Source organism: Novosphingobium sp. AAP93, from assembly GCF_001296055.1.
Classification (GTDB): Bacteria; Pseudomonadota; Alphaproteobacteria; order Sphingomonadales; family Sphingomonadaceae; genus Novosphingobium.
The window spans coordinates 19,835-46,763 of sequence record NZ_LJHZ01000118.1; the positions used below are offsets into that span (position 1 = coordinate 19,835).

Consider the following 26,929-nt stretch of genomic DNA (forward strand, 5'->3'; position numbering starts at 1 on the left):
GACCGCTCAGTTCAGATCCAGCCCGTAGAACGCGGTGATATGCCCCCAGGCTTCCTCCGCCGTTTCAACGATATGGAACAGGTCAAGGTCGCCCGGGCTAATCACGCCTTCCTCGGCGAGCGCCTGGAAGTTCACCACCCGGCTCCAGAACTCCCCGCCGAACAGCAGGATCGGGATCGGCTGCATCTTGCCCGTCTGGATCAGGGTCAGGAGCTCGAACAGCTCGTCGAACGTGCCGAACCCGCCCGGAAACGCCGCCACCGCCCGCGCGCGCAACAGGAAATGCATCTTGCGCAGCGCGAAATAGTGGAACTGGAACGAGAGGTGCGGCGTCACATAGGCATTGGGCGTGTGCTCATGCCGCAAGGTGATGTTGAGCCCGATCGATTCCGCGCCGACATCCGCCGCGCCGCGATTGGCTGCTTCCATGATCGATGGCCCGCCGCCCGAGCAGATCACGAAGTGGCGCTTGCCATCTTCCACCACGGCACTGCGGCTGGCGATCTGCGCGAGCGCGCGCGCCTCGTCGTAGTAGCGCGACTTGGCGATCAGCCGCTCGGCCACCGCCTGCTTCTCCGGCGTCGTCGCCGCAGCGCGAACCGTGGCCGCCTCCTCCGGCGAGGGGATGCGCGCGGAGCCATACATTACCAGCGTCGAACCGATCCCGGCCTCGTCCAGCAGCATTTCGGGCTTCAGCAATTCCAGCTGGAAACGAATCGGGCGCAGTTCCTCGCGCAGGAGGAAATCGGTGTCGCGGAAGGCGAGCCGATAGGCGGGATCCTGCTGCTGCGGAGTGACGCATTCGTGCGATTCGACGAATTCGGCTTCCTGCTCGGCCTTGTAGAATTTCCGGCGCGTGAGCTCGTGGGCGATTTCTTCTTCGGTCATGTCCGGGATGTCGCAAGTGCCACCCCGATGCGCAATGGGTGATGCCTCGACTTTAACACTCAGCGCCGCAAAGAATGGCCCGAACCGGGCATATTAAGGGCATTGCGCCACCGCAGCAAAGCCGCCTTTCGGGCCGATCCCATGGTCCGAAAGACGCTGTTTAGGGAAAAATCCACCACGCTTGGCAACCCGGTCCTAACAAGAAGTTTCAACGGACTGAGGGGCAATACGCAGAGGTTCGCAAGGACCGCGCAAGGAGTTTGGCCAGCACGGCCGCAAAGACAGCCCGGGTTGCGGTGCCGCCGCAACCAGGACTGACGGTCCCTCCCCCGAGGGATGGCCGGCCTGCATCGAAAGCAGGCCGGCCATTTCGTCATGGCATCCATCGCAGCTCTGTGGACGCCCGGCTTCACAGCAGAATTTTTTTGCGGCACCCCGGAAGGAAATCGCGTGGTCCTGACTCTAGGCCAGTAACGGAAAGAAACTCCACGAACTTATGGAGGATGGGACGGGACCGGATTTGCGAGCCACGCTCGAACGCCGCCGCGCGCTTGCGCAGTGGGTGGCGCGCGAGATCATGCCGCACGAACCGCGCATCCGCGCCTGGTTCGTGAAGCGGCGGATCGCGCACGACGTGGTCGATGAACTGGTCCAGGACGCATATTGCCGCGTGGTCATGCTCGAGACGGTCGATCACATCGAGTGCGCCCACGCCTACTTCTTCTCGATCTGTCGCAACCTCCTCGCGCGGAGGCTCAAACGGCAGCAGATCGCCCCCTTCGACGCGATCAGCGAGATCGAGAGCTACCGTGATACTGGCACGCCCACACCCGAAGAGCAGGTCGCCACACGCTTGGCGTCCGAACGCGTGCGTGCCCTCCTCGCGGACCTGCCCGAACGCTGCCGGCGCATTGTCGAGCTGCGCAAGATCGAAGGCTGGTCGCAGCGCGAGATCGCCGATCATCTCGGCATCACCGAGAAGGCGGTCGAAAAGCAGGTCTGGGTCGGCGTACGCGCCATCCGCAGCGGCTGGGATGCGATCGACCGCGAACCCGAAACGACCGGCGACAGCCGGCGGGTGGTATAGCCATGGCCACGGACGAGACACCCATGTCTGACCGCGATCAGGCCGCCGACTGGGTCGCCCGGATGGATTCAGGCAACTGGAGCGAGGCCGACGAGGCTGTGCTGCAGGCCTGGCTTGCCGCCGATCCGCGCCGCCAGGGGCTGCTGCTGCAGACACAGGCCGCGTGGATGCTGCCCGATGCGATGCGCGAGCCGGATGTCGTCGAAGCACCCGAACCCGCAAACGACACACGCAGCAAGTGGATGCGGCGCGGGGTGCTCGGCGGCATGGCCGCAGCGAGCGTTGCCGCCTTCGTCACCGTGCGCACCGGCTTCTCGCGCGATGCCGAATTCGTCACGCGGGTGGGCGAAATTCGCCGCGTGCCGCTCGACGACGGCTCGATCATGACGATCAACTCGGGCTCCGAACTCAAGGTCAGCCTGTCCCCCCGCGCCCGCGAGATCCAGCTCTTGCAAGGCGAAGCATGGTTCGATGTCGCCAAGGATGCCGAGCGGCCCTTCATCGTCGCCTCCGGCCCGGTCCGCGCCAAGGCCGTCGGCACGGCCTTCTCCGTGCGCAAGCGCGACGAAGGCGTCGAAGTGCTGGTGACCGAAGGCGTGGTCGAGACATGGTCCGATCAGGATGCCAGCCGCCGCCTCACCGTGACTGCGGGCGAGCGCGCGGTGATCAAGGAATGGGCGCTGGTCCACTACCGCGAGGGCGACAACACCCCGGTCGACCGCGCGCTCGCCTGGCGCAACGGCATGATCGACCTCAACGGCACCACGCTGCGCGAGGCGGCGGACGAGTTCAACCGCTACAACCAGCGCCAGATCGTGATTTCCGATCCCGGCATCGCGGGCGAACAGTTCGACGGCTTGTTCAAGCTCGATGATCCCATGGGCTTTGCCCAGACCTTGAAAGTCACGCTGCCGGTGGCAATCGACACCAGCGATCCCAGCACGATCCGCATTGCGCGTTCAACTGAAGCGGAACTACAGAAATAAATCGAAAAAGTGCGGAAGGAAATCCAACACCCACGTCTCTAGGGGAATGCAGACCAGAAAAGGTCTGAAACGAGATGATATCCTTTTGGGAGGGATTAGTGAGGACGACCACTTTACGTGGCATGCTATTTGCGTCCGTCAGCGTTGTTTCCGTGGCATCGATGCCCGCTGTGGCGCAGGCCAACGCTGAACTGCGGCAATTCTCCATTCCCGCCCAGCCTGCCGAATCCGCGATCGGGCTTCTGGGCCATCAGGCCAATGTCCAGATCATCGCCTCGCGCAAGCTGACCCATGCCGTGCGCACCAATGAAGTGCGCGGCCGCCTGACCGTCAGCGAAGCGCTCGACCGTCTGCTCGCCGGCACCGGCCTTGCCGCCCGCCAGACCGGACCGGGTACGTTCGCCGTCGTCGGCCGCCCGCTCGCCGCGCGCCAGATCGCCAGCGCCGCGCCGGTGGCACTCGCGGCCCAGGCCGCCGAACCCCAGCCCGCGGGGCCTGCCAGAGCGGCTGAACCGGAACCCGAACCCCAGCCGATCGTCGTCACCGGCCTGCGCGGCAGCCTTGACAACGCGCGCAGCATCAAGCGCGCCTCCTCGGGCATCGTCGATGCGATCTCCACCAAGGACATCGGCAAGCTGCCCGACGCCAACCTTGCGGAATCGCTCCAGCGCGTCAGCGGTGTCTCGATCGACCGCTCCGGCGGTGAAGGCGCATTCATCACCGTCCGCGGCTTCGGCCCCGAATTCAACACCGTCCTCATCAACGGCCGCCAGATCGCCACGCCGACCGATCCCAGCCAGGCCTCGGGCCGCGCCTTCTCGTTCGATACGCTTGCCTCCGAACTCGTTTCCGGCGTCGAGGTCTACAAGTCCGCGACCGCCGTCTATCAGTCGGGCGGCGTCGGCTCGACGGTGAACATCAAGATCGCGCGTCCGTTCGATTACAAGGAACGCAAGATCGCCGCCTCGTTCGACGTCAACTACGACCAGAACTCCCGGAAGGCCGCGCCGGACGCCACGTTCCTGTTCGCCGACACCTTTGCCGACGGCAAGCTGGGCCTGCTCGTCTCGGGCACCTATCAGCGCCGCTATACCCTGCTGAAGCAGGCCCAGACCGACGGCTGGCTGGTCAATCCGGCCGTCCCCGCTGCCGAAGTCAACGGCGGCAACGGCACGGTCAGCAGCAGCAATCCCGCCGGCAACATCTTCGTGCCGCAGAACTTCGATACCAAGGTCACCCGCGAAGACCGCGAACGCATCGGCGGCACGATCGTGCTGCAATACCGTCCTTCGGATGACGTGACGGTGACCGCCGACGCGCTCTATTCGAAGTTCACCAACACGACCGACGCCCGTTCCTATGGCCACTGGTTCACCGCCTCGAACCTCACCGACGTGACCACCGACGCCAATGGCACGGTGACCGACATGACCCAGGCCACCGGCATCGCGACCGACTTCCACGACAAGAAGTTCGACAAGCGGACCAACACCCGCGAATTCGGCCTCAATGTGGAATGGAATGTCTCACCCAACCTCACTGCCAGGATCGACGGCACCTACTCGCTGGCGAAGCAGGACCCCAACGGCGGGCGGCAGGCCTATCTTTCGCTGCTCGGCTACCTGACCGGCTCCTCGCGCTACCAGTCGGACGGCTCGATCCTGCCCTACCAGACCGAAACGCTCCCCACCTTCGCCAACCCGGCCAGCCCTTGCGGCAGCGCAGTGACCGATTCCGGAAGGCCCGCCGATCCCAATGTGGTCGGGGCCGGCCAGCCGCTTTGCCAGCACGTGATGCTGCTGCGCGGTTACGGCACCCGCGACGAAGTCTACCAGGGCCGCGCCGACCTTGCCTACAAGGGCGATTCCGACGTCGGTCTGGTGAACGCCAACCTCGGTTTCTACTATTCGCGCGACCAGAAGCGCACTTCGCTTTTCTCGAACGATGGCGGCACCGGCTGCACCACCTGCGGCTACAACCTGCCCTCGCCTCCGGGCGTGACGATCAGCACCTACAATGCAGGCAGCGGCTTCCTCTCCGGGATCAGCGGCTCGCAGCGTCTGCCGACGCAGTGGCTGACCTTCAGCGGCCCGGCGCTGTTCGATGCGATCACTCAGCAGCAGCGTGCCACGAACCCCAACTTCACCTTCGCTCCGCCGCTGGTGAATGACACGATCGTGACCGAGCGCGTGCTCGGCGCCTATCTCGAGACCGAGTTCAAAGGCGAAATCGCCGGTGCACCGATCAGCCTCGTCGGCGGCGTCCGCTTCGAGGACACGCAGACCAACGTGAACGGCCTCGCCACCGCCTATACCGCGCTGGTCCGGTTGGCGAACGACCAGACGCAGTACGGCTCGGCCTCGTCCGGCACGACGCGCACGGTCGGCAAGACGCACTACCTCGATATCCTGCCCAACGTAGCGATCAAATGGCAGGTGACCGACAAGTTCACCGTGCGCTTCGCTGCATCGCAGACGATCACCCGGCCCACGCTCGAGCAGCTTTCGCCGGTCACCACGCTCGTCACGCTGCGTCCGGGCAATTTCGCGGCGAGCCGGGGCAATCCGGACCTCAAGCCGTTCAAGTCGAACAACCTCGATATTTCGCTGGAGTACTACTACGCGCCGGGCAGCTATGTTTCGGTCGGCGCCTACCTCAAGAACGTCAACAACTTCATCGTGCTCAACCAGACCACCGGCACGGTGGCCGATGCCAATGGCGGCGCGCTGATCGATCCGGGTACGGGCCTGCCCGCGCAGTTCACCGTCACCGCGCCGGTCAACGGGCAGGACGCAACCGTTCGCGGCATCGAGGCCGCTTGGCAGTACTCGATCGGCGATACCGGCTTCGGCTTCCAGGTGAACGGCACCCTCGTCGGCTCCAACCGCAAGCTCGATCCGCGCAATCTTGCCAACAAGTTCGCGCTGACCGGCCTGTCCAACTCGGCCAACGCGGTGCTGTTCTACGACAAGAACGGCATCGAAGCGCGCATCGCCTACAACTGGCGCGACAACTTCCTGCAGTACCTCGCCCCGCCGCCGCTCAACGGCGCGGGCCAGGCAGTCACGCAAGTGCGGCCCTACTCCCAAGTCGATGCGAGCGTGAACTACCACATCACCCCGCAGTTCTCGGTCTTCGGGGAAGTGGCCAACCTCACCAACTCGCGCACCCTGAAATACGCCTATTATCCCAACCAGTTCCTCTATGCGGAGGATACCGGACGGCGCTTCAAGCTGGGCGCGCGAGTAAACTTCTAAGCCTGCATAAGACCAAGTCCGGGGCGTGCATTGCGGTGCACGCCCCGTTTTGCGTAGAACCTGACCAAGACGAGTCAGGCCGGGACGGGAACAGGAAAGGCGCATGGCCGAAAACGGCGCAATTCGTTCGGTTTGCATTGTCGGCGGCGGCTCGGCCGGGTGGCTGACCGCAGGGCTCATCGCGGCCCGCCACGGCGCTGACCTCAAGGTCACGCTCGTCGAAAGCGTACGGCGGGGCACCATTGGCGTCGGCGAAGGCACCTGGCCCACCATGCGCAACACGCTGCGCAAGATCGGCCTTTCCGAAACCGATTTCATGCGCGCCACGCACGCCTCGTTCAAGCAGGGCGCCAAGTTCGCCCGCTGGCGCACCGGCGCGGCGGACGATTTCTATTACCACCCGCTCGTCCTGCCCGAAGGCTTCCCCGATCTCGATCTCGCGCCCTACTGGAACGCCGATCCGCAGCAGAGCTTCTCCGACGCCGTCTGCTTCCAGGAAGCGCTGTGCGAGGCTTCGCTCGCCCCCAAGCTGATGACGTCGCCCGATTATGTCGGCGTCGCCAACTACGCCTATCACCTCGATGCGGTGCGCCTCGGCGAACTGCTGGCCGAGCACTGCACCGGCAAGCTCGGCGTGCACCACATCGACGACGACATCATCGACGTCCGCCTCACCGAAAATGGCGATGTCACCGCCGTCGTCGGCGAACGCCACGGCGCGATTCAAGCCGACCTCTACGTCGATTGCACCGGCTTTGCCTCGCGCCTCCTCGGCGAAGCGCTTGGCGTCCCCTTCATCGACCGCTCCGACGTGCTGTTCGTCGACCGCGCGCTGGCCGTCCAGCTCCCCGTCGAGGAAGACAGCTCGATCGCCTCGCACACCATCTCCACCGCGCAGCGCCACGGCTGGATCTGGGACATCGGCCTCCCGACCCGGCGCGGCATCGGCTATGTCTGGTCGAGCCGCCACGCCGGGAACGAGCGCGTCGAGGAAGAACTCGCCGCCTATGTCGGCCCCGATTTCGCCAAGCTCTCCCCGCGCGAGATTACCATCCGCTCGGGCCACCGCGCGCAGTTCTGGAAGAACAACGTCGTCGCGGTCGGCCTCTCCGCCGGCTTCCTCGAGCCGCTCGAGGCCTCCGCGCTGGTGCTGATCGAGCTTTCGGCGGACTATATCGCGACCAGCATGCCCGCCAGCCGCAGCGCGATGGATTTCGTCGCGCGCCGCTTCAACACGATGACGCGCTACCGCTGGGACCGGATCATCGAATTCCTGAAGCTCCACTATGTCCTCTCCGAACGCGAGGACAGCGCGTTCTGGCGCGACAACCGCGACCCCGCGACGATCCCGCAGGACCTCCAGGACCAGCTCGAACTCTGGCGCGACAGCCCGCCCGGCGAACACGATTTTTCGAGCGCGCACGAGATGTTCCCCGCTGCGAGCTACCAATACGTGCTCTACGGCATGGGCTTCCGCACCCGCCCGCGCCCCGGCCGCCTGAGCAACGCCGATGCCGCGCAGGACGCCTTCGACCGCACCGCCGCGCTGAAGCGCAAGCTCACCGCCACGATGCCCAGCAATCGCGCGCTGCTCACCCGGCTCGCGCAATACCGCTTCCCTCCGCTGTGAAGGCCGCCATGACCATCGTTCCCTTGAACCGCGCCGCCCATTCCGGCCTGCGCATCGATCCCGCCCGCGCGGCGGAGGCTGCCGCCGCCGTCCACCTCGTCCCACTGGTGGCGAGCGAGATTCGCCAGGTCGCCGGGCAGTTCCCCGTCTTCCTCGCCAAGGATGCCGAGACCGGCCAGTTCTACCCCGCCGCGCTGATGGGACTGGAGCCGCAGGAGAACCTGTTCTGGAACGGGGCCGCGCTCGAAGCCGATGTCCTCCCGCTCAACCTGCTGCGCCTGCCCTTCTTCGTCGTCGGCGAAGACACGGAAGCCGCCATCGCCATCGATGAAGCGAGCCCAGCGATCGGCCCGCAAGGCACCTGCACCATCGTCGATGCCGAGGGCGCGGAGACCGAATACTTCCGCTCCGTCCAGACCATCCTCGGGCGCCTGCTGCAGGGCCGCGAGGAAACCCGCCGCCTCGTCGACATGATGCTGGAAACCAAGGTGGTGCGCGAGATCAAGCTCGACCTTGCCTTCCACGATGGCAGCACCAGCCTGCTCACCGGGCTCTACGGCATCGACGAAGTCGCGCTCGGCCGCGCGCGCGAGAAGATCGCCGCGTTCGACGACCTGATGATCCTCGCCGCGATGGCGCTCTCGCTCGACAAGGTCGCCGCGCTCGTCCGCCGCAAGAACGCGCGGATCGAAGCGCAATCGGCGTGGTTCACTCCGGGCGGCTGAGCCCTTGCAGGCGCACCCCGTCACCCATCTCGGTCGCGAGGCGGTGCCGCTGTGGATAGCGGACGAAGCGCACCCCGATCCTGAAAGCCTGCTGGCTGCCGCGCGCGCGGCTGCGCTCGTCCCCGTCGAGGACGATCTCTATCCCGGCGTACGCGCCCCCGCTCCGGCGGCGTGGGGCGAATGGCTGACGGACGCGCTGTCCGTTTGGCCCGAATTTGCCACCACCGAAGTCCTCCGCGCCGACTTCGCCATCGCCTGCCAGGATCCCGCCCGGCTGACCCCGGTCCAGCGCATCCCCCATTTCGACACGACCGACCCGGCGGTCCACGCCGTGCTGCACTATCTCTGCGACGCACCGCACCAGGGCACCAGCTTCCACCGCCACCACGCCACCGGTTTCGAGCGCATCACCCCGGCGCGCGCACCGCTCTGGCGGCAGGCCCTTGTCGCCGACGGGCAGCGCCACGGCCTGCCGCCCATGCGCTATCACGAAGCGGACACGCCCACCTTCGAACGCATCGGCACCGCCGACCTGCGCTTCAACCGGCTCGTTGTCTATCCGGCGAACTGCCTGCACTGCGGTAACATCGCCGGCTCATGGTCCAGCAGCGACCGCCTTACGATAACGGCACTGATCCGACTTGGGGAGCGCTAGCCGGCGCCCCCCATTTTTTCTGCATTGTCTTGGTGAGCGACGGGCTGCCCCACGTTCAGGCGACGATCAGGACGTCAGCGGAAGTCAGCGCAGGGTGCTCCCAGGCACCGACAGTCGCCACAAGCACTTGCGGGCGTCGGCCAATGCCGTCGACATCATAATAGAGGTTGCCGGTGGTGGCATCATAGATCACCCGGTCGGACGCATCGTTCGCGCTGGTCCCTGCATGGAACGCGTCCTCGTCCAGCACGCCGAGCGCGCTGAGGCCGGTGAACACCGCCTTGCTGAACGCCAACTTGTCCCCCTCGAAGCTGTTGAAGTCGAACACGAAATCGGCTGCGCTGCCCTGCGCCGGGGTCAATTTCGATGCGAACAGGAACGTGTCGGCCCCAGCTCCCCCGTAGAGGTCATCCCGTCCCGCCCCGCCTTCGAGCGTGTCGTTGCCGTCCTCGCCATACAGTGCGTCGTTACCGGCGCCGCCGAGCAGGATATTGTCGGCTCCATTGCCATCCAGCCAGTTGTCAAGCCTGTTGCCGGTGCCATTTATCGCATCGGTCCCGGTCAGCAGAAGGGCCTCGATATTGGCCCCGAGCGTGAATGACACCGAGGCCTGGACCGTGTCATAGCCGCCGTCGAGGCCTTCCCGCACCACATCGCCGGCATTGTCGACGATGTACAGATCATCGCCCGATCCGCCGATGAGTGTATCGGCCCCGGTGCCTCCATCGAGCAGGTCAGCACCTGCACCGCCGGTCAGCGTGTCGTTGCCGCCCAGGCCCAGCAGCGTGTCATCGCCGTCGTAGCTCACCAGCGTATCGGCACTCGCAGCGCCGGTCAGCACATTGGACAGTGCGTTGCCCAGTCCCTTGCTTCCCGCACCCTCGGTGTATGTGAACGTGAGGTTTTCGACATTGTCGCTCAGCTTGTAGAAAGCGAGCGCGGTCAGGACCGTATCGGTTCCCTGATCGGCAAGTTCGACGACTTTGTCCGCGTTCGAGTCGACGATGTAGGTGTCGTCGCCCTGCCCGCCCTTCATGACATCGTTGCCCGTGCCGCCGTCGAGCCTGTCGTTGCCGTCGAGCCCCTCGAGCGTGTCCCTGTCGCCAAGGCCATTGAGGACATCATCGCCGTTCGTTCCGGTGATCATATCCTTGCGGGGCGTGCCGATGAAGGTATCTGTCGCGTCGGTGACCGTCACCGAGATCGCCTGATCGCTGAACAAGCTTCCGTCCGAGACGCGGACGGACACATCATAGACGTTGTCGCCGCCTGCATCGCGCGGTGCCTCGAAATCCGGCGCGGCGATGAAGGCCAGCGCGCCCGTCGCCGCGTCGATGGTAAAGAGCGCGGCATCGGCGCCGCCGCTGATCGCATAGACAGCGCTCGAACCCGCATCGGGATCGGTCGATGTCACCGCGGTCACCGCCGCCGTGTTCTCCGCCAGGCTGATGGCGGCGGCAGGCCCGCCGCCGTTCGATGTTATGACCGGGGCGTCGTTGACATTGGTCACCGTGACAGCCAGCGCCTGGGTATCCACGAACGAGCCGTCGCTGACCTGCACGATCACATCGTAGACATTGTCCGCGCCCGAGTCGGTCGGCGTCTCGAAGTCAGGCGCGCTCACGAACGACAGCGCCCCGGTGCCAGCATCGATGGCGAACAGTGCCGCATCGGCACCGCCGCTGATCGAATAGACAAGGACAGTGCCCCGGTCGGCATCGGTCGCCGCCAGGGTGGTGACGGCGGCGCTGTTTTCAGCAACCGAGAGGGCCGCCGCAGCGCTGCCGCCGTTCGAGGTGATGCTGGGCGCCGATTCGTTCACGCCGGTGACCGCGATTGTCAGGGTCTGATCGTCGAACAGTACGCCATCGTTCGCCCGCACCTGGACCAGATAGCTGTTGTTCCCATCCGCATCGGTCGGGAAATCGAAATCCGGTGCATTGCGGAAAGACAGCCGGCCAGTCGATGCATCGATGTCGAATTGTGCCGCATCGGCACCGCCAATGATGGAATAGATCAAACCGGTGCCGGCATCGGGATCGGTCGCGGTAACGGTGGTGACCGCCGTGTTGTTCTCGGCAAGCGAGACCAGCGCCGAGATCCCGCCACCGTTGGAGGTGATGACCGGTGCCTCGTTGACATTGGTGACGATGATCTTGGCCGCCTGGGCGCTGAACAATGTGCCATCGCTGACGCGCAGCGTGACGTCGTAGACATTGTCGCGTCCAACATCGGCAGGCGCTTCGAAATCGGGCGATGCCTTGAAGGTGAGCCGGGCCGTGCTGAACCGGGGATCGGTCGTCGGGACGAGTGCCACATTGAACAAGGCAGCGTCGGGGCCGGATAGCGTGACCGACAGCGTCGTGCCCGGATCGGCATCGGAGACGATCACCTGATAGGCTGGACCGGTGCCATTTTCGGCAAAGTTGGCCGACGGGGCAAATGCGCTGAACGGGGCGTTGTCATTCACATTGGTGACAGTGACGGCAATGGCCTGGTCATCGGTGCGGAGACCGTCGCTGGCGGTCACTGTCACGTTGTAGACATTGTCGCCACCAACGTCGGTCGGGGCTTCAAAATCGGGGGCAGAGACGAAGGTCAGCACACCGGTCGCGGCGTTGATCGCGAATTTCGCTGCATCGGCGCCGCCGGTGATGGCGTAGGTCACCACCGCGCTGCCATCGGCATCGGTCGCTGTCAGAGTGGTGACCGCAGTGCTGTTCTCGGCAATCGAGATGGCCGCCGTGCTACCGCCGCCGTTCGAGCCGATGACCGGCGCGAACTCGTTTACGTCGGTGACGGTGATCTTGACCGCCTGCGTGCTGAACAGCGTGCCGTCACTGACACGGACCGTCAGATCATAGACATTGTCGCGGCCGACATCGCCGGGCGCTTCGAAATTGGGGGCGGTCTTGAAGGTGATGTTGCCAAAGCTGAACTTGGGATTGGTGATCGACGGGACCGCCGTGATGTTGAACAGCGCTGCATCGGCCCCCGACAAGGTGAAGGTCAGGGTCGTGCCGGGATCATTGTCCGAGGCGATCACCTGATAGGCCGTGCCGGTGGCATTTTCCGCGAAACTGGCCGTTGTGCCCGAGCCGATCAACGGCGTGTTGTCGTTCACGTTGGTGACGGTGACAGCGATGTCCTGATTCACGCTCCGGACGCCGTCGCTGGCGCTGACGCGAACGTCGTAGATGTTGTCGCCGCCCACATCGGTCGGATTCTCGAAGTCGGGCGCGGTGATCAACGACAGGGCCCCGGTGGCGGCATTGATGGTGAATTTGCCCGCATCGGCGCCGCCGGAGATCGCATAGGCCAACGTCGTCCCGGCGTCGGCATCGGTCGCGGTGACGGTGGTGACGGCCCGCGTGTTCTCGGCAATCGAGACCTGCGCAAGAGCGCCGCCGCCATTCGAGGTGATCACCGGCGTGTTGTCGTTCAGGTTGGTGACCGTGACCGCCAGCGCCTGATTGTCGAACAATGTTCCGTCACTGGCCCGCACCGTGACATTGTAGATATTGTCGCGGCCGACATCGGTCGGTGCATCGAAGTCCGGCGCCGTCACGAACGATAGCGCGCCGGTGCTGGGGTTGATGGTGAATTTGCTCGCATCGCTGCCGCCGGCGATCGAATAGACGATGGTCGTGCCGGCGTCGGCGTCGGTTGCCCCGACCGTGGTGACGGCCGTGCTGTTCTCAGCCAGCGAAAGCGCCGCGCTGGCACCACCGCCGTTCGTGGTGATCACTGGCGCATTGTCATTCCGGTTGGTGACCGCGACCGACAGCAGCTGATCATCGAACAGGGTGCCGTCACTGGCGCGGACCTGGACCTGATAGATGTTGTTGCCGTCCGCATCGCCCGGCGCTTCGAAGTCCGGTGCGGCAAGGAAGAACAAGGTCCCGACACGGGCATCGATGCCGAAGCGTGCCGCATCGGCACCGCCGATGATCGAATAGACGATATTCGTGTTTGCATCGGCATCGGTTGCGGTGACGGTGGTGACCCCGGCCAAGTTTTCGGCGACCGAGATCGAGGCCGTGACCCCGCCGCCGTTGGACGAGATGACCGGCGCATTGTCATTGACGTCGTTGATGACGACGGACAGGATTTGCTGAGCGGACAGGGTGCCGTCGCTGGCACGCACGATGACGACATAGCCGTTGTTGGCATTGGCGTCCGCAGGCTGTTCGTAGTCCGGCGCAGTGATGAAGCGCAGTGCGCCGCTGCTGGCGTCGATGGCGAACCGGGCCGCGTCATCACCCCCGCTGATCGAATAGGCAAGGACCGCGCTGCCATCGGCATCAGTCGCGGTGAGCGTGGTGACGGCGGTCCTGTTCTCGTCGACGGTGACCGTGACGAGATTGGTGGTCGGGAACCTCGGCGCGAATTCGTTGACGTCGGTGACAGTGACCGCCAACGCCTGATCATCGGTCAGGGTGCCGTCGCTGGCCCGGACAACGACATCATAGACATTGTTCGCCCCGACATCGGTGGGCGCTTCAAAGTTCGGCGCGGTGAGGAACGTCAGCGCCCCGGTGGTGGCGTTGATCGCAAACTTCGCGGCATCCGCACCCCCGCTGATCGAATAGCGCAGGCTGGTGCCCGGATCCTGATCGAAAGCGGTGACGGTCGTGACGGCTGTGCTGTTCTCGGCGACCGTGACTGCCGCATTGGCGCCGCCGCCGTTCGAGGCGATGACCGGGGCATCGTTGGCGTCGGTGACGGCAACAACCAGCGTCTGGACGTCGGAGAACGTGCCGTCACTGGCCGTGACGTTGACGACATAGGAATTGGTGCCCGCAGCACTGCCCGGTGCCTCAAAATCGGGCGCCTTGATGAAGCTGAGCGCTCCGGTCGCGGAATCGATGCTGAAGCGTGCGGCATCGTTGCCCCCGCTGATCGCATAGGTGACCACCGACGTCTCGTCGGCATCGGTCGCTGTTACCGTGGTAACCGCGGTCGCATTCTCGGAGACTGTGAGGTTGGCAAGAGTATTGCCACCATTGGAAGTGATGACAGGCGGATTGTCATTAACGTCCGTAATTTTGATCGTATACACCTCAACTGTAGTATCTATGCCATCGGACGCCCTGATGTAGACCTTATAATCTTTTTCCCCACTCTCATAGTCTGGTGGATTTTTGAACCGAATTTCACGTGTATTGGAATTGTAGACAAAGTTTGAATTATCGTAGGCTGGAATGTTGAGTTGTTGGTATTGTATGGTCCCAGGATCAAGTCTACCTGCTGGATCCCCAAGAATCAGCTGGCCAGTAAAGGTGGTAATTGACAATAGATATTGCGGAAGAGAATAATTTACTGCCTGACCATCTTCATCAGAAGCACTAATATTGAATGAGCGCGTATTTTCAGGAATTATAAGAGGATTCTGTGTTACAAATTTCGGCGGGTCATTGTCATTTGTAACAGCAATAGCGATGGCCTGTTCGGTATACTTGGTCCCGTCAGCGGCATTGCTGGCGCGAACAACGACGTTGTAGACATTATCGGCACCAACGTCGGTCGGAGCCTCAAAATTGGGGGCGTTGCGGAAGTATAGTGTTCCGTCCTGATTAATTCTAAACTGTGCGGCATCTGCGCCGCCCGCAATGGAATAGACAACCAACGATGCGGCCGTGTCCGTCGCAACCCGGGGTAGACCAAGAGTATTCTCAGCAATCGAAAACGATGCGGCCGGGCCGCCTCCGCCCGACACGATCACTGGCGCATCGATTGCGTCGGTGACCGAAACGGCGATGGCCTGCTGATCGGTGAGCTCGCCATCCGAGACTTGGACGACCACATCGTAAACGTTGTTGCCGCCATTGTCGGTGGGCAATTCGAAGTTTGGCCGGGTCACGAACGAAAGTAGACCGGTGGCGGCGTTGATGGTGAACTTTGAAGCGTCGGCGCCGCCAATGATGCTGTAGCGCAACTGCGCTCCCGGATCGTCGACCGCCAGAACGGTCGCCGCGTTGGCACTGTTCTCGGGAACTGAAACGGCTGCAGTCGTGCCACCGCCCGGCTCGATGATCGCCGGCGGAATGTTTGCCGTCACCCGAACAGCCAGAGCCTGCTGGTCGGCCGAATTGCCATCCGACGCCTGGACGATCACGTCATAGACATTGTTGCGGCCGACGTCGGTCGGTGCGGCAAAGTTGGGCCTCGTGATGAATTGGAGCCTGCCGGTACTTGGATTGATGAAAAACGCCGAAGCATCCGCACCGCCGACAATCGAATAGATCAACGTTGTGCCCGGATCGTCATCCACTGCTGTAATGGTCGTAACGCTATTGACTTCAGGAACCACCAGACTCGCCGCAGTAGCCCCGCCGAAGGAAGTGATGATCGGCGTCTCGTTTACGTCGACAACTTTGACCTGAAAAAACTCCCTTATCGGCGCAAAAACACCGTCACTGACGACAATCTGCAAGTTATAGACGTTGTCACCGTTCGCATCGCCCGGCGCCTCGAAATTTGGGGCGTTGATGAAGCTCAAACGACCCGTAACGGGATCGATCGTAAACTTGTCGCCGTCCGCAAGCCAAGGATCACCGCCGAATGGTTGCGTGATGCGATAAGTGAGTACAGTGCCGGCATCCTGATCGAAGGCCACAACCGGCGATGCAACCAATGTGTTTTCGCGGGCATAAAGTATGGGATCAACAAATTGAGGCGGATCATCAACATCGTTTATCTTAACAAACAATTTTGTATTGCTAAGAATAATATCCGGACTGTATCCATATCCGACTGTTACCTCATAGATACCATCCCGATTTGCGTCAATTTTGTTTTCATAATCAAATGTATCTTTCGAAATTAAATATGGATTGCCCCGTCCGCCTCCAGCTATCTTAAAAAGGCTAGCGTCATCTCCACCTGTAATTGTAAATATAACGCCAGATTTTATCAATGTATCTGCGTCAAGGAATCCCAAGAACACATCATTCTCATCGGTTGAGAATGTTTGTGTTGGATATCCGGTACCGATAGTGAGATTAACTGACATGTCGTCCCCCGTCTTGTGACGCACTCTGGCATCACCACCGTTGCGCCCGGTCGATACCGACACGTAGCGCTCAGCATCGTTGACGAGCGCTGCGGTTCAAGGACCACACGCCGGGACGCGCGATCACCAAACGGGTTAGCAGTCTGCCCCGCGCAGAACGTTCAGGACTGCCTAGCCGCCTGTCCGCCGCCTTATGCTGATCAGGTCTCTTCGCACCGGAAGCGGAGGCGATAGTCGCGCGGGCTTTCGCCGTGGAGCGCCCGGAACGCGCGCGAAAAGGCGGTGTCGCTGTCGTATCCGACGCGGAACGCGATCACCGAAACCGGCAGGATAGTGCCGCGCAGCAGGCGGCGCGCATTGTCCATGCGGATCGTGCGCACATGGTCCGCCACCGCATGGCCAAGCCGCGCGAACACGCCGTAAAGATGCGTGCGCGAACAGCCCAGCGCCGCCGCGATGCTGGTAGCGGTCAGTTCGGGATCACCGTGACGCTGTTGGATCAGCAGCGTTGCCGCATCGAACAGCGAACGGTCGGCCATGCTCGCCAGCGGATGTCGGTCCGCGCCGAGGCTGCGCAGCAGCGCCAAGGAAAGGTCGGTCGCCGTCGCAATCGCGGTTTCCGCCGCCGGGCCGTCCAGCGCCGCAAGATGAGTTTCCAACTGCTCCAGCTGCGCCGTCAGGAACGGCACCAGCGGCGCATCGCCGATCCGGCGCAGCGCCTCGTCATGCCGCACCGGATCGCCGCCGACGGCTTGCCGGGCCAGCTCCATCGGCAGGCTGAGATAGATATGCCCATGCCCCTCGGTCACCGAACAAGTGCCGGCATCGCCGCGGACCAGAACGAGGCCGTCTGCCGGTTTCACCAACTCCTTGGTGTGGCCCTTGCGCAAAAGGCCGATCGAACCCTCGCGCGTCAACGAAATCAGCAGCATGTCCTGCTTGTGCTCACCGAACCGGCACAGATTTGCGGTATAGCGCGATACCCCGAAAATGACGCCCTGCGCTCCGGTCACCGCGCGCATCTCGCCCTCGAAACGCAGCGCATCGCCGCGCTCGGCAACCTCGATTGCGATGCTGGTATGGAGGCTGCGCCAGCGCTCGAAGCGGTCCTTTGCCGACCCGTCGGACGTGCTCAGCCGCAAGAACGGCGTGGGCGCGACGGGCAAGGCATGCCTGCCCTTGCCTCTTGCCGATTCCAGCCTTTCACTCACAGTGAAACATGCCCCTCCCGAAAGGCACCGGCGCTAGGCCCGGATCAGCAATATCCGCTATTCTTGACTTGGCCACCAGCCGTTGCTTTCCATTATGGACCATTTGGATGGGCGATTGCCGCGCTCTTGGTACATCGGTCGCGCCCGGAAATGCCGACTACTTGGCGGGACTGGACAAGCAGGGAGCAAATTCTGACCGTTGCGTGCATCAGGTCTGGCGCTTGGGGAGGAGGAACTGCGCTACCCGGCAGCAAGGTGTCTCCCCACCGATCGAACGCGCAAAGACCCGCCCCGCGCGCACACTCCGCGTCACCTGGGGGGAAAGCGGGGAAAGAAAGCGGAATTCTCCGCTAACGCTTGATCTAAAAGCATAAGAAATCTGGAAATGGATGCCTGGCGAAGCCTAAGCTGGGCGCGCTGAAGGTGAATGCGATCGGCAGCGCGGACGTTATCACGGCGCTCGCCCCCATTTGGACCGACAAGCCGGTCATGGCCCGAAAGGTGCGCACCCGGATCGGACAGGTCCTCGCCTTTGCCAAGGCACGAGGCCGGCGTGCGGAAGCGCTCCCCGATGCACGCGAACTACGCACCGGCCTTTCGCAGCAAGCACGCGGCGGTAACTTCGCAGCGATGCCATTTCCAGAAGTACCGGCCTTTGCAGCAGCCGAGCTTGCCAAGGGAGCAAGCGCCGGCCGATACGCCGTGTTGTTCGCGATCCTCACGTGTGCGCGATCAGCCGAAGTCCGCGGGGCGAGATGGGAGCAAATCGACCTTGATGCTCGAACTTGGACGCGCCCTGCATCGCTCATGAAGATGAAGGAGGGGCACGTGGTCACCTTGTCCGATGCGGCGATTGCACTGCTTGATGCCTATGCTCCCAAGGAGTTGCGCGAGGGCCTAATCTTCCTCGGGATGCGGGGCGGGCCGTTGTCGGACATGTCACTCACGAAGGCGTTGCGGTGCGCAGGCCGGTCCGAAACCGTGCATGGCTTCCGTTCATCATTTCGGGATTCGGCTGCCGAGAGGATGCCGACTATTCCACCGATGGTCGCGGAGATGGCCCTGGCACACCGCGTCGGCACAGCAACCGAGCAGGCTTATCTGCGCAGTGATCTGAGAGATATGCGGCGCATCCTTATGGAAGCTTTGGGGCGCTTCGTTGCCCCGTCCCTTTGAGGTACGGCTTGCAGGCGTAGTCGTCGATCCTCTCGTTTGCGCGGCTGCTTGCGAGCAGATCAAGACGCCCTCAGTATCTCCAAGGAACGTCCGCTGTCCGCCAAAAACCGTCGTTCCCCAATCCGGCAATCGCAATCGATTTGCTTGTTGAAGCGGATCGAATCCGCGTCAGAACTGCGCCGTGAGCTGGAGCCCCCATGTCCTCGGATCGCCGCGCTGGGTGTACTCGAGGAAGCCCGGCACCGTGATGTTCGCATCGACCAGATAGCGGGCGCCAAACAGGTTCTGCACCCACCCTTTGACCTGCAGATGATCGCCTATGCCCAGCCCTGCGCTCACGTTGGTGAGCGAGTAGCCGCCCTGGAGCTGGAACGGCCGGTTCGACGGATTGAAGTACTGGCTGGAACGATAGCTGAACTCGATGCGGCCGAGTGCCTTCAGCGAAGCGGTGAGCGGCAGTTCGCCGTCGACGATCCCGAACGCGGAGAAACGCGGCGCGCGCGGCAGGCGGTTGCCGGAATAGTCCTGACCACCGCTCGCGATGAAGCGGCCGTACTTCACGTCCTGCCACGAGAAGCCGCCGGAGAGGGTCAAGCCCCGAACCGGCAGGGCGGTCAGCGAAGCCTCGATACCCTCGCCCGATGCCGTAGCGGCATTGCGCGTGATGACTGAGGGGCCGAAATCGACCAGCACCTGCAGATCATCGTACTTGAAATGGAACGCGGCGAGATCGAAGCGCAGGCGGCGGTCAGGCGTTTCACCCTTGATGCCGAACTCGTAGTTCCAGATCGTCTCCGGGCGAAACGCAGGGCCCGGCGACAGCTGGTTGAAGCCGCCTGCCTTGTAACCGCGCGAGGCGGAAAGGTACGTGGAGAGACCCTTCGTCAGCTTGTAATCGACCACGAACCGGGGCTGCCAGCTCGAGGTGGCGTAGCGCTGGCGCAAGGTGCCATCGGCGGCGACGGTTCCGTAGGTCGCAAGCAGCGCGAGGCTTGGTGGCACGAGGACGACCGGGCCAAGCAGATTGCCGGCCGCCGGGAAGCGGACCTCGAAGCGCTTGAGATCGCGGCTCCAGCGCAGGCCAGTGGTGAGGTTGAGACGCGGGGTGAGCGCGTAGGTGGCTTCGCCGTAAGCGGCGTAGCTCGTGTTGCTGCTCCTGCCGAGCGAGCTCTCGCGCACCCGGTCGGCACCCGGTGCGCCGAGCGCTGTGGTGCAATCGCTGCCGAACAGCACGCCGCAATAGGCCTCCTCAGCGTAAAGCGCGAACTGGTTCGAGCCGATGTCATCGCGCGCCGCGCTGGCCCCGACAAACCACGTCAGCCGCCCGGTGCGACCATTGAGGCGCAGTTCCTGGCTATAGCTGTCCTGATAACCGTCCGTACCGAAGTGTAGATAGGTCTCCGGCGAGGCGTCGGTGTCTTCGAGGTAGTGATTGCGGAAGCCGTTGTACGCGGTTGTCGAAGTGAGCCTGGTCGTTTCGCCAAGGTCCGCCTCGATGCGCAGCGTGGCGCGGTAGGTGTCGATATTGTCGCGTGCGGCATCGGCGGTGCCGTCGATCAGATCGGAGGAGACGGGGCCATAGGGGTCCGTGCCAACGAGTACAGGGCTGATGTAAGGCCCGGGCTGGGCGCGCGTGCGGCGGTACTCGCCGCTGAGGTAGGCCTTGAGCCCGGCCCCGTCATAGCCCAGCGTGGCGCGTCCTGCGCGGCTCTCGAAGGCGCCGATCCGGCCGCCCAGTGTGTTGCGGACATAACCGTCGCGCTGGCGGCTCACCCCGGCGATGCGCAGCGCCCAATCCCCGCCGATAGGCAGATTGACCGCCGCGCGGGCGAAGACCAGTCCGTAATCGCCCACGGTGAGTTCGCCATTGGCGGCGAATTGCGCCGGTGAGGGCTTGTTGGTCGAAATGCTGATCGCGCCCGCCGTCGTGTTGCGGCCGAACAGCGTGCCCTGCGGCCCGCGCACGACTTCGACACGGGCAATGTCGAACAGGTCGATGATCGAACTCACCCCGCGGCCAAGGTAGACGTCGTCGACATAGATGCCGAGCGCGGGATCCGACCCGACGCCGAAGTCCTCGGTGCTCACCCCGCGCACGGTGATGCGCGGTGTGGTTGCAGCGACCGCGGTTCCTGAAACGCCCGGCGTGAAGGCGACGAGGTCCGAGACATTGGCGCTGCGGTTGCGGGTGATGAAGCTCTCGCCAAAGACAGCCACGGCAATCGGCACATCGGCCAGCGTCTGCGCCCGCTTCTGCGCGGTGACGACGATCTCTTCGAGCTGTCCGGCCTCGGGCTGATCGGCGGCAGCCTCCTGCGCGGCTGCCGTTCCGCCATGAAGCGCGGCGGCAAGGGTGAGGCCATGGAGGGCGGACTTGCAGGGCAGGCGGATCATCCTTTTGCTCCCAGACGGACCATGACTTCGGTGGCCACTTTCAGCGTGCGGCTCTCGAAATCGTTGGGGGTGCGTGCGAACCGGTTGATGGTGTTGGTGAGGACATTGAGCGCGACATGCCCGGCGATCTCGACCAGATCGGCATCGCTGAACCCGGCCGCGCGCGCCTCTTCGAGCAAGGCATCGTCGACATCGCCGACGCGTTCGCGCAGGGCGAGAGCCAGCCGCAGGGCAACTGCTCCGCGCGCATCGCTTGCCTGACCGGCCTCGGCAGCGGCAATTTCCGCTGCGGAAAGGCGCGCGAAGCGGCCGCCGATGCGGTGCGCGGCAAGGCAATAGTCGCAGGCATTGCTGGCCGCGATGGCGAGCGCGATCTGCTCCCGCAGGCGACGCGGGAGAGCGCCCCCGTCAAGCGATTCCGCGAGAGCCAGATAGCCGCCGAGGAGGGCCGGTGAATGGGCCATGACGCGGTAGGCGTTGGGTACCATCCCCGTCTTGCGCTTGGCCGTATCGAGGTGCGCGGCAGCAGCCGGTGCGGCATCGCGGGGCGGCAGGGGGGCAATGCGGGCGGTCATGGCAGGGGCTCCTGACAGGAGGAAGAAAGGATCGCTTCGACGCGCAGCGCGGCGGCGAGCAGGGCGGCATCGTCACCACGGCGGCCGACCAGTTGCAGGCCGACCGGGAGGCCGCCGGACGTTCCTGCAGGCAGCGACAGCGCGGGAGAGCCGGTGAGATTGAACGGCGCGGTGAACGCGGTGTCGCCGTAGATCTCTTCAGCGGTTGGCGCTCCCTTGGGGATCGGGGGCGCCAAGCTGCGCGTGGTGGGGAGGACCAGCCCATCCACCCCAGCGAGCACTGCATCGAGCGCATCGCCGAGCGCCAGAGCGCGCCGCACACCGCGCGCATATAGCTCCGGGTCCGCGGCGGCGAGCGCCTGGCCCAGCGCGATGGCTTCCTGCAGGACATGCGGGATTTCGGCTATCGCCCTGCGCCACTGCACCCAGCCGGAAGGCAGCGAGGCCGCGAGGCCGGGAACCGCGCCTGCGGTTCCGGCGATGAGCGCCTGACCAATGCCGTACAGCACGAGGTGCAGCTCGCCGGCCTCGAGCAGAGCAGGCCAGTCAATGGGCACCAGTTCGGTACCGCCGCCGGCGAGCCGATCGAGGGCCGTGCCCATGACCTTGCCAACCGCCGCATCGGCCATCGCCACCGCGCCGGTCAGGATGCCGAGGCGCAAGGGGCGTTGTGGCGCTTGTGTCGGCGCCACGATTTCCCTGCGCCATGCGGTGCGGACATCGACAGGATCGGGTCCGTCCAGCGCCGCAAACAGCGCGGCCGCATCGGTCACATTGCGTGCGATGGGACCTGCATGTTCGAGAAACGGTTCGAGCAGGGCAATGCCGGTATAGGAGACGCGCCCTCGGCTCGGCTTGAATCCCACAAGCCCGCAATAGGCTGCCGGAACCCGGATTGAGCCGCCTGAATCCGTACCCAGCGCAAGGTCAGCGAGACCGCCTGCGACCATCGCTGCCGAGCCGGACGACGAACCGCCCGCCGACCGGGTGACGTCATGCGGATTGCGCACGGGCCGCGGACGGCTGGAAAAGCTGTTGGCGCCAAGCAGGAAGGCCTCGCACTGCGCCTTGGCGATGATCCGGGCCCCGGCACGCCGCGCGCGGGCGACAACGGCCGCGTCCGCCGCCGGAATGAACCCTGCCTGCCCGGTACCCAGCGCCGACGGAACCCCGCCCACGGCGATGTTGTCTTTCACGGCCAGTGTCTTGCCGGTAAGCGGGCCCGTGGCGGTAGGCGGCAGATCGAACGCGCAGACAACGGCGCCGAACGGATCATTGCCCGGCTCCGTGGCCAACGGCGGACCGGCCTGCTCCTCCCAGCGTCCGACAAGGCCAGCGATGATCGCCTCGCCCTCGTTCACGCGCGCACCAGCCGGACGAATTCGCCCTCGACGCCCGCGATGCGCGATAGCGCGGCGAAATAGTCGGCGGGGTTGAACGCTTCTTCAGGCGCCAGCACACCCGTGCGCGCCGCCTTGCCCGCCATGAGCAGCGCGAGCCCGGCGACCAGCGGCGCGGCGGTCGTCGTCGCCATGTCGGTCATGCGGCCATAGTCGGGAATATAGGCCCCGGCGGAACCATCAGGCCCCCGCGAGAGCGCCCAGACGCCAGGATACTCAGGCACCGGCTCACCGCTGCCGGGCCGGTGCCGGGCCAGTTCGCGGCGCGAGGCTTCCATTGGCGCGAGACCTTCGACCGCCACGGCCCTCGCCGCTCGCTTGAGCGTTGCAGCCAGGGCCGAGGGCAGCGTCATGACGTTGACGCAGGTTTCGAGCCCGCCGATCACGCGCGGCAAGGTCACCGCTTCGGGATGGCCGATGGTCAGCGCCGGGCGCGACGGGAAGCCGGGCAAGGCTACTTCGAATTCGGTCAGCGGCCTTTCGGAGATCTGCCGCCCTTCGCGCCAGACGAGGATCTGGCCGGTGGCCTGCTCGATCCAGTGTTCGTTCGCCGCGCCGCCCGCATCACCGGGATCGTCATCAAGGCTCCAGCCGGTGATCAGGTTGTTGCAACCTGGCACGACCGCGGCGACCATCATGGCGAGAAGGTTCGAACTGCCAGGGCTCGCACCTTGTCCGACCACGGCGGTGACCCCGGCTGCCCGCGCGCGGGCATCGAGTTCGAGCATGGCAAGCGTGGGTTCGGGATCGTCGCAGATGTCGAGATAGGCACAACCGGCCTCGATCGCGGCGGCGAGGACCGGCGGGCCAAAGCGGAAGAACGGGCCGACGCAGTTGAGGACGAAGTCCGCGCTCTGCATTGCCGCATCCAGTGCGGCACGGTCGGTCACATCAAGAGCGATTGCCTCGGCCTGCTCGCCAGCGACGCGGCGGGCCTGATCCAGAGTGCGGTCCGCTACGACCAACTGGCCGATGCCATCCAGTTCCGCCGCGAACCGCGCCGCCGCATGGCCAACCGTACCCGCTCCGAGCAGGAGCACTTTGGCACCCGTTTTCATACAAACCTCCCATGAAGACGGCGAGATTCGACCGCGCCAAGCAGCGGCAGACTGACGAGCATGAGCGCTGCCGGGGCGAGCGAGAGGAGAACGGCGATCAGGGTTTGTGTCGCCGCGTTCTGCTCGCTGGCACCTTCGACAAACCCCGCGATCGACAGCCCTACGCCGCCGATGGCGCCGCCCGCCGCGAGCCCCAGCTTCTCGCACGATGTCCAGATGCCCGTGAATGCGGCGGTGCGGTCCTCTCCGGTCCGCGCGCGCTCGCGCTCGAGCACGTCGGGCAGCAAGGCAAAGGCGAAGACCTGCGTTCCGGCATTGCCTGCGCCCGACAGCACTGCTGCGAGCCAGAGCGCGCCAAGCCTGCTCGGTGCGGAGAACCAGAACAGCGCCAGCCCGGCGGCATAGATCAGCGAGAACAGCACCAGCGCCCGGCGCTTGCCGATCCTGCCGCCAAACCATGCTGCCACTGGCGTCACGCCAAGGCTTGCGAGGGTGAAGAGACCGAAGATCAGCCCAGTCAGGCTCTCCGTCGCATGCAGGAGGTAGCGCACGGCATAGGCGAGCATCGCGGCGTTGAGGCCACTCGCGACCATCTGAAGGCCATAGGTGACCAGCAAGGCCCGGAACTCCACAGCCCGCAAGGTGGCGCCCGGCAGGCTGGCCAGCACGCCCATTTCGCGCCGACCTTGCTCGATCGGCGCGTGGCCGGCGGCGATGAACGAGCCGAACAGCGAGAGGCCCGCCAGCACCGCGAAGATGCCGCCGGTCACGGCATAGGCGGCGCGCCCGCCACCAAGCGCTTCGATCAGCAGAGGAGCGCCCGCTCCTGCGGCAAGGATACCCAGGGCGACGAAGACCATGCGGCAGGCGATCAGCCGGGTCCGCTCCACCGGATCGGGCGCGAGTTCGCCGGGCAGCGCCACATAGGGGACGGCAAACAAGGAATAGCCGGTGGTCGCGACAAGGAAGGCAAGGCTGACCCAGGCTAGCCGCATCGGCCATGCGGCAAAGGATGGCACCGCGAACAGCAGGGCAAGACCGAGGGGAAGCAGGACCAGTCCCGCGAGCAGGAATGGACGGCGGCGCCCCCAGCGGCTCGATGTCGCATCCGACCACACGCCGATCACCGGATCGAGCACGAGTTCCCAGAGTTTGGGCACGAACAGCGCCGCTCCGGCCCAGACCGGCGGGATCCCTAGCTGTTCTGTCATGAAGAACAGGAGCAGCAATTGGGGGGCGACGATGAATGATGCCGCTCCAAACGATCCGCCCGCAAAGAGCAGCAGGATAAGTGGCGGCACACGCGGATTATCGCGAAATATGGCTTCATATTCATTTTTGTGGCGCGCTTCGCCAGCATCCGCCCGCTCAGGCATAGAGGCCCTGCTCGGCTGCCTGCCGCAGCGCGCGCTTGTCGATCTTGCCGATCGGCAGCATCGGCAGTTCGGGGCGCACCACGATCTGCTTGGGGACCTTGTAATTGGCAAGGCGTTCGCGCGCATGGGCGAGTAGCTCGTCCGCGGTGACTTCGGCGCGCGCAATAATGAAGGCCCAGCCCACTTCCTGCCAGCGCGCATCCGGCATCGCGATCACGGCCGCGGCGGCGACGGCCGGATGCCCCTCCAGCACGGTCTCGACCTCGCGTGGGTAGACGTTGTGCCCGCCGGACTTGTACATTTCCTTGAGCCGGCCGACGAGGCGCAGGCGTCCTTCCTCATCAAGGCAGCCGAGGTCGCCCGTGCGCAGCCAGCCTTCCGGCGTGATGGTCTCGCGCGTTGCCGCGTCAAGCCCGGCGTACCCTGCCATCAGGAGCGGCCCGCGTAGCTGGATCTCGCCGACTTCACCGCTCGGCGCTGCGGACCCGTCGCTCAGAACCACGCGCAGATCGCCAGGTTCGGCCGGCGCGCCGACCGTGTCCGCCAGTTCCTCGACTGACGCGCCGGGCCGGGTGAACGTGATCGAGCCGGTGCATTCGGTCTGGCCGTAGCAGGTCGAAAGCTCGACCGGTGCACTCATCCGCGCCTCGATCCAGCTGCGCGGCATGGCCGCGCCCGACCAGACCAGATGGCGCAGGTGCGGCAGGCGAGCGAGATCGTATCCCCCGGCCGCATCGATCGCGAGATGCATAGCGGGGACTTGCCCGAGGATGCTGATCCGTTCGGCCTCCAGTATGGCCGGGATGCCGGCCGGATCGAACGTGGGCATGGTGACCAGCGTGCCGCCGCAGGCCAGCGCGGGCGAGACGAGATCGATCAGCGCTCCGACATGGTTGATCGGCAGATTGAGCAGCGTGCGCAGGCCTTCGTGCCCATACCGCGCCGCATAAAGCCGCGCCGCCGCAACCGTGCCTTCATGCGTCAGCATCGCGCCCTTCGGCACGCCGGTGGTGCCGGAGGTGTAGACCAGCAAGGCGATGCGCGGATCGAGCAGCTGCGCGCTTGCGCAAAGCCGCGACACCTGCGGCAGATCATCGGCCGAGGCGATGATCTGAAGCGAAGGCAGATCGGCGACGTCGTCCAATGCGCTATGCAGCGCCGTCAGATCGTTTGCGCCCTCCGCGACGATGAGCGCAGGGCGGGAATCGGCAACCACATGCAGCAGCTCACGCGCCGTGTAGCGTGGATTGAGTCCCAGCCAGACGCCACCTGCCTTGTGGGTCGCAAGTTCGCTGATCAGGAAAGCTGCGCCGGGTGCGCCGAGGAAGGCGACCCGGTCCCCGGCGCGCAGTCCCTGCTGTGACAGGACCTCAGCGAGCGCATTAATGCGCTCCGCGAGCTGCGCATAGGTGAGCCGTAGCGGTCCATCCACCAGCGCCTCGCGCCCGCCGTCCCGCCGCGCCCAGTCGAGCACTATCCCGAAGAGTGTATCCACT

At 64.6% G+C, this 26,929-nt stretch carries 16 protein-coding genes; 7 read left to right on the forward strand and 9 right to left on the reverse strand.

What is annotated here, in order from left to right; genetic code table 11:
- Nucleotides 1-6: 6 nt before the first annotated feature.
- Nucleotides 7-888, reverse strand: a complete 882-nt coding sequence (locus tag IP83_RS17385) for an LOG family protein (protein ID WP_054123503.1) — start codon at nucleotides 886-888, stop codon at nucleotides 7-9.
- Between the two features lie 520 nt (nucleotides 889-1,408).
- On the opposite strand from IP83_RS17385, the gene IP83_RS17390 reads away from it, so the two are divergent.
- The 6 genes from IP83_RS17390 to IP83_RS17415 all read left to right on the forward strand — a co-directional run bounded on the left by IP83_RS17390 (nucleotide 1,409) and on the right by IP83_RS17415 (nucleotide 9,228).
- A complete protein-coding gene (locus IP83_RS17390) occupies nucleotides 1,409-1,975 on the forward strand; it encodes an RNA polymerase sigma factor (protein ID WP_231625105.1) in 567 nt (188 codons plus the stop codon).
- Nucleotides 1,976-1,998: 23 nt separating this feature from the next.
- A complete protein-coding gene (locus IP83_RS17395) occupies nucleotides 1,999-2,961 on the forward strand; it encodes a FecR domain-containing protein (protein ID WP_156309824.1) in 963 nt (320 codons plus the stop codon).
- A 161-nt stretch (nucleotides 2,962-3,122) separates the two neighbouring features.
- Nucleotides 3,123-6,218 (forward strand): TonB-dependent receptor, encoded by a 3,096-nt coding sequence (locus IP83_RS17400; RefSeq protein ID WP_231625109.1) that lies wholly within the window; start codon nucleotides 3,123-3,125, stop codon nucleotides 6,216-6,218.
- Nucleotides 6,219-6,321: 103 nt separating this feature from the next.
- Entirely contained in the window at nucleotides 6,322-7,848 is a 1,527-nt protein-coding gene (locus tag IP83_RS17405) for a tryptophan halogenase family protein (protein WP_054123506.1), read from the forward strand.
- An 8-nt stretch (nucleotides 7,849-7,856) separates the two neighbouring features.
- Nucleotides 7,857-8,573 carry a SapC family protein gene (locus IP83_RS17410; RefSeq protein WP_054123551.1) on the forward strand — a complete coding sequence of 239 codons (717 nt, stop codon included), beginning with the start codon at nucleotides 7,857-7,859 and terminating at the stop codon, nucleotides 8,571-8,573.
- Between the two features lie 4 nt (nucleotides 8,574-8,577).
- On the forward strand, nucleotides 8,578-9,228 hold the full coding sequence (locus IP83_RS17415; protein WP_054123507.1) for a DUF6445 family protein: 651 nt from the start codon (nucleotides 8,578-8,580) through the stop codon (nucleotides 9,226-9,228).
- Nucleotides 9,229-9,283: 55 nt separating this feature from the next.
- Here IP83_RS17415 and IP83_RS21055 read toward each other — a convergent pair whose 3' ends face one another.
- A complete protein-coding gene (locus tag IP83_RS21055; protein ID WP_156309826.1) occupies nucleotides 9,284-16,306 on the reverse strand; it encodes a cadherin domain-containing protein in 7,023 nt (2,340 codons plus the stop codon).
- Between the two features lie 137 nt (nucleotides 16,307-16,443).
- Complete coding sequence (locus IP83_RS17425) at nucleotides 16,444-17,409, reverse strand: AraC family transcriptional regulator (RefSeq protein ID WP_054123509.1); 966 nt, start codon at nucleotides 17,407-17,409, stop codon at nucleotides 16,444-16,446.
- 468 nt (nucleotides 17,410-17,877) lie between these two features.
- Here IP83_RS17425 and IP83_RS17430 point away from each other — a divergent pair, with 468 nt between their 5' ends.
- Nucleotides 17,878-18,630, forward strand: coding sequence for a site-specific integrase (locus tag IP83_RS17430; RefSeq protein WP_054123510.1), 753 nt, complete (start codon nucleotides 17,878-17,880; stop codon nucleotides 18,628-18,630).
- A gap of 168 nt (nucleotides 18,631-18,798) precedes the next feature.
- On the opposite strand, the gene IP83_RS17435 is transcribed toward IP83_RS17430, so the two are convergent.
- The 6 genes from IP83_RS17435 to IP83_RS17460 are packed head-to-tail and all read right to left on the reverse strand — an operon-like array spanning nucleotide 18,799 to nucleotide 26,928.
- A complete protein-coding gene (locus tag IP83_RS17435) occupies nucleotides 18,799-21,024 on the reverse strand; it encodes a TonB-dependent receptor (protein WP_054123511.1) in 2,226 nt (741 codons plus the stop codon).
- Nucleotides 21,021-21,599: a carboxymuconolactone decarboxylase family protein gene (locus IP83_RS17440; RefSeq protein ID WP_082364806.1), complete on the reverse strand. Its 579-nt coding sequence runs from the start codon at nucleotides 21,597-21,599 to the stop codon at nucleotides 21,021-21,023. Before IP83_RS17440 ends, IP83_RS17435 begins: the two co-directional genes overlap by 4 nt.
- Nucleotides 21,596-22,960 carry an amidase family protein gene (locus IP83_RS17445; RefSeq protein ID WP_054123512.1) on the reverse strand — a complete coding sequence of 455 codons (1,365 nt, stop codon included), beginning with the start codon at nucleotides 22,958-22,960 and terminating at the stop codon, nucleotides 21,596-21,598. Before IP83_RS17445 ends, IP83_RS17440 begins: the two co-directional genes overlap by 4 nt.
- Nucleotides 22,957-24,057: a saccharopine dehydrogenase family protein gene (locus IP83_RS17450; RefSeq protein ID WP_054123513.1), complete on the reverse strand. Its 1,101-nt coding sequence runs from the start codon at nucleotides 24,055-24,057 to the stop codon at nucleotides 22,957-22,959. The genes IP83_RS17445 and IP83_RS17450 overlap by 4 nt, the downstream gene beginning before the upstream one ends.
- On the reverse strand, nucleotides 24,054-25,433 hold the full coding sequence (locus IP83_RS17455; RefSeq protein WP_054123514.1) for an MFS transporter: 1,380 nt from the start codon (nucleotides 25,431-25,433) through the stop codon (nucleotides 24,054-24,056). Before IP83_RS17455 ends, IP83_RS17450 begins: the two co-directional genes overlap by 4 nt.
- The gene (locus IP83_RS17460; RefSeq protein ID WP_054123515.1) at nucleotides 25,426-26,928 is read right to left on the reverse strand and encodes a class I adenylate-forming enzyme family protein; all 1,503 of its coding nucleotides are present in this window, start codon (nucleotides 26,926-26,928) and stop codon (nucleotides 25,426-25,428) included. Before IP83_RS17460 ends, IP83_RS17455 begins: the two co-directional genes overlap by 8 nt.
- Nucleotide 26,929: the final 1 nt, after the last annotated feature.

Coding starts and splice junctions, on each gene's coding strand:
- IP83_RS17435 (WP_054123511.1), bottom strand. CDS start 21,024: ATGATCCGCCTGCCCTGCAAGTCCGCCCTCCATGGCCTCACCCTTGCC.
- IP83_RS17400 (WP_231625109.1), top strand. CDS start 3,123: ATGCCCGCTGTGGCGCAGGCCAACGCTGAACTGCGGCAATTCTCCATT.
- IP83_RS17440 (WP_082364806.1), bottom strand. CDS start 21,599: ATGACCGCCCGCATTGCCCCCCTGCCGCCCCGCGATGCCGCACCGGCT.
- IP83_RS17455 (WP_054123514.1), bottom strand. CDS start 25,433: ATGCCTGAGCGGGCGGATGCTGGCGAAGCGCGCCACAAAAATGAATAT.
- IP83_RS17450 (WP_054123513.1), bottom strand. CDS start 24,057: ATGAAAACGGGTGCCAAAGTGCTCCTGCTCGGAGCGGGTACGGTTGGC.
- IP83_RS17405 (WP_054123506.1), top strand. CDS start 6,322: ATGGCCGAAAACGGCGCAATTCGTTCGGTTTGCATTGTCGGCGGCGGC.
- IP83_RS17385 (WP_054123503.1), bottom strand. CDS start 888: ATGACCGAAGAAGAAATCGCCCACGAGCTCACGCGCCGGAAATTCTAC.
- IP83_RS17410 (WP_054123551.1), top strand. CDS start 7,857: ATGACCATCGTTCCCTTGAACCGCGCCGCCCATTCCGGCCTGCGCATC.
- IP83_RS17395 (WP_156309824.1), top strand. CDS start 1,999: ATGTCTGACCGCGATCAGGCCGCCGACTGGGTCGCCCGGATGGATTCA.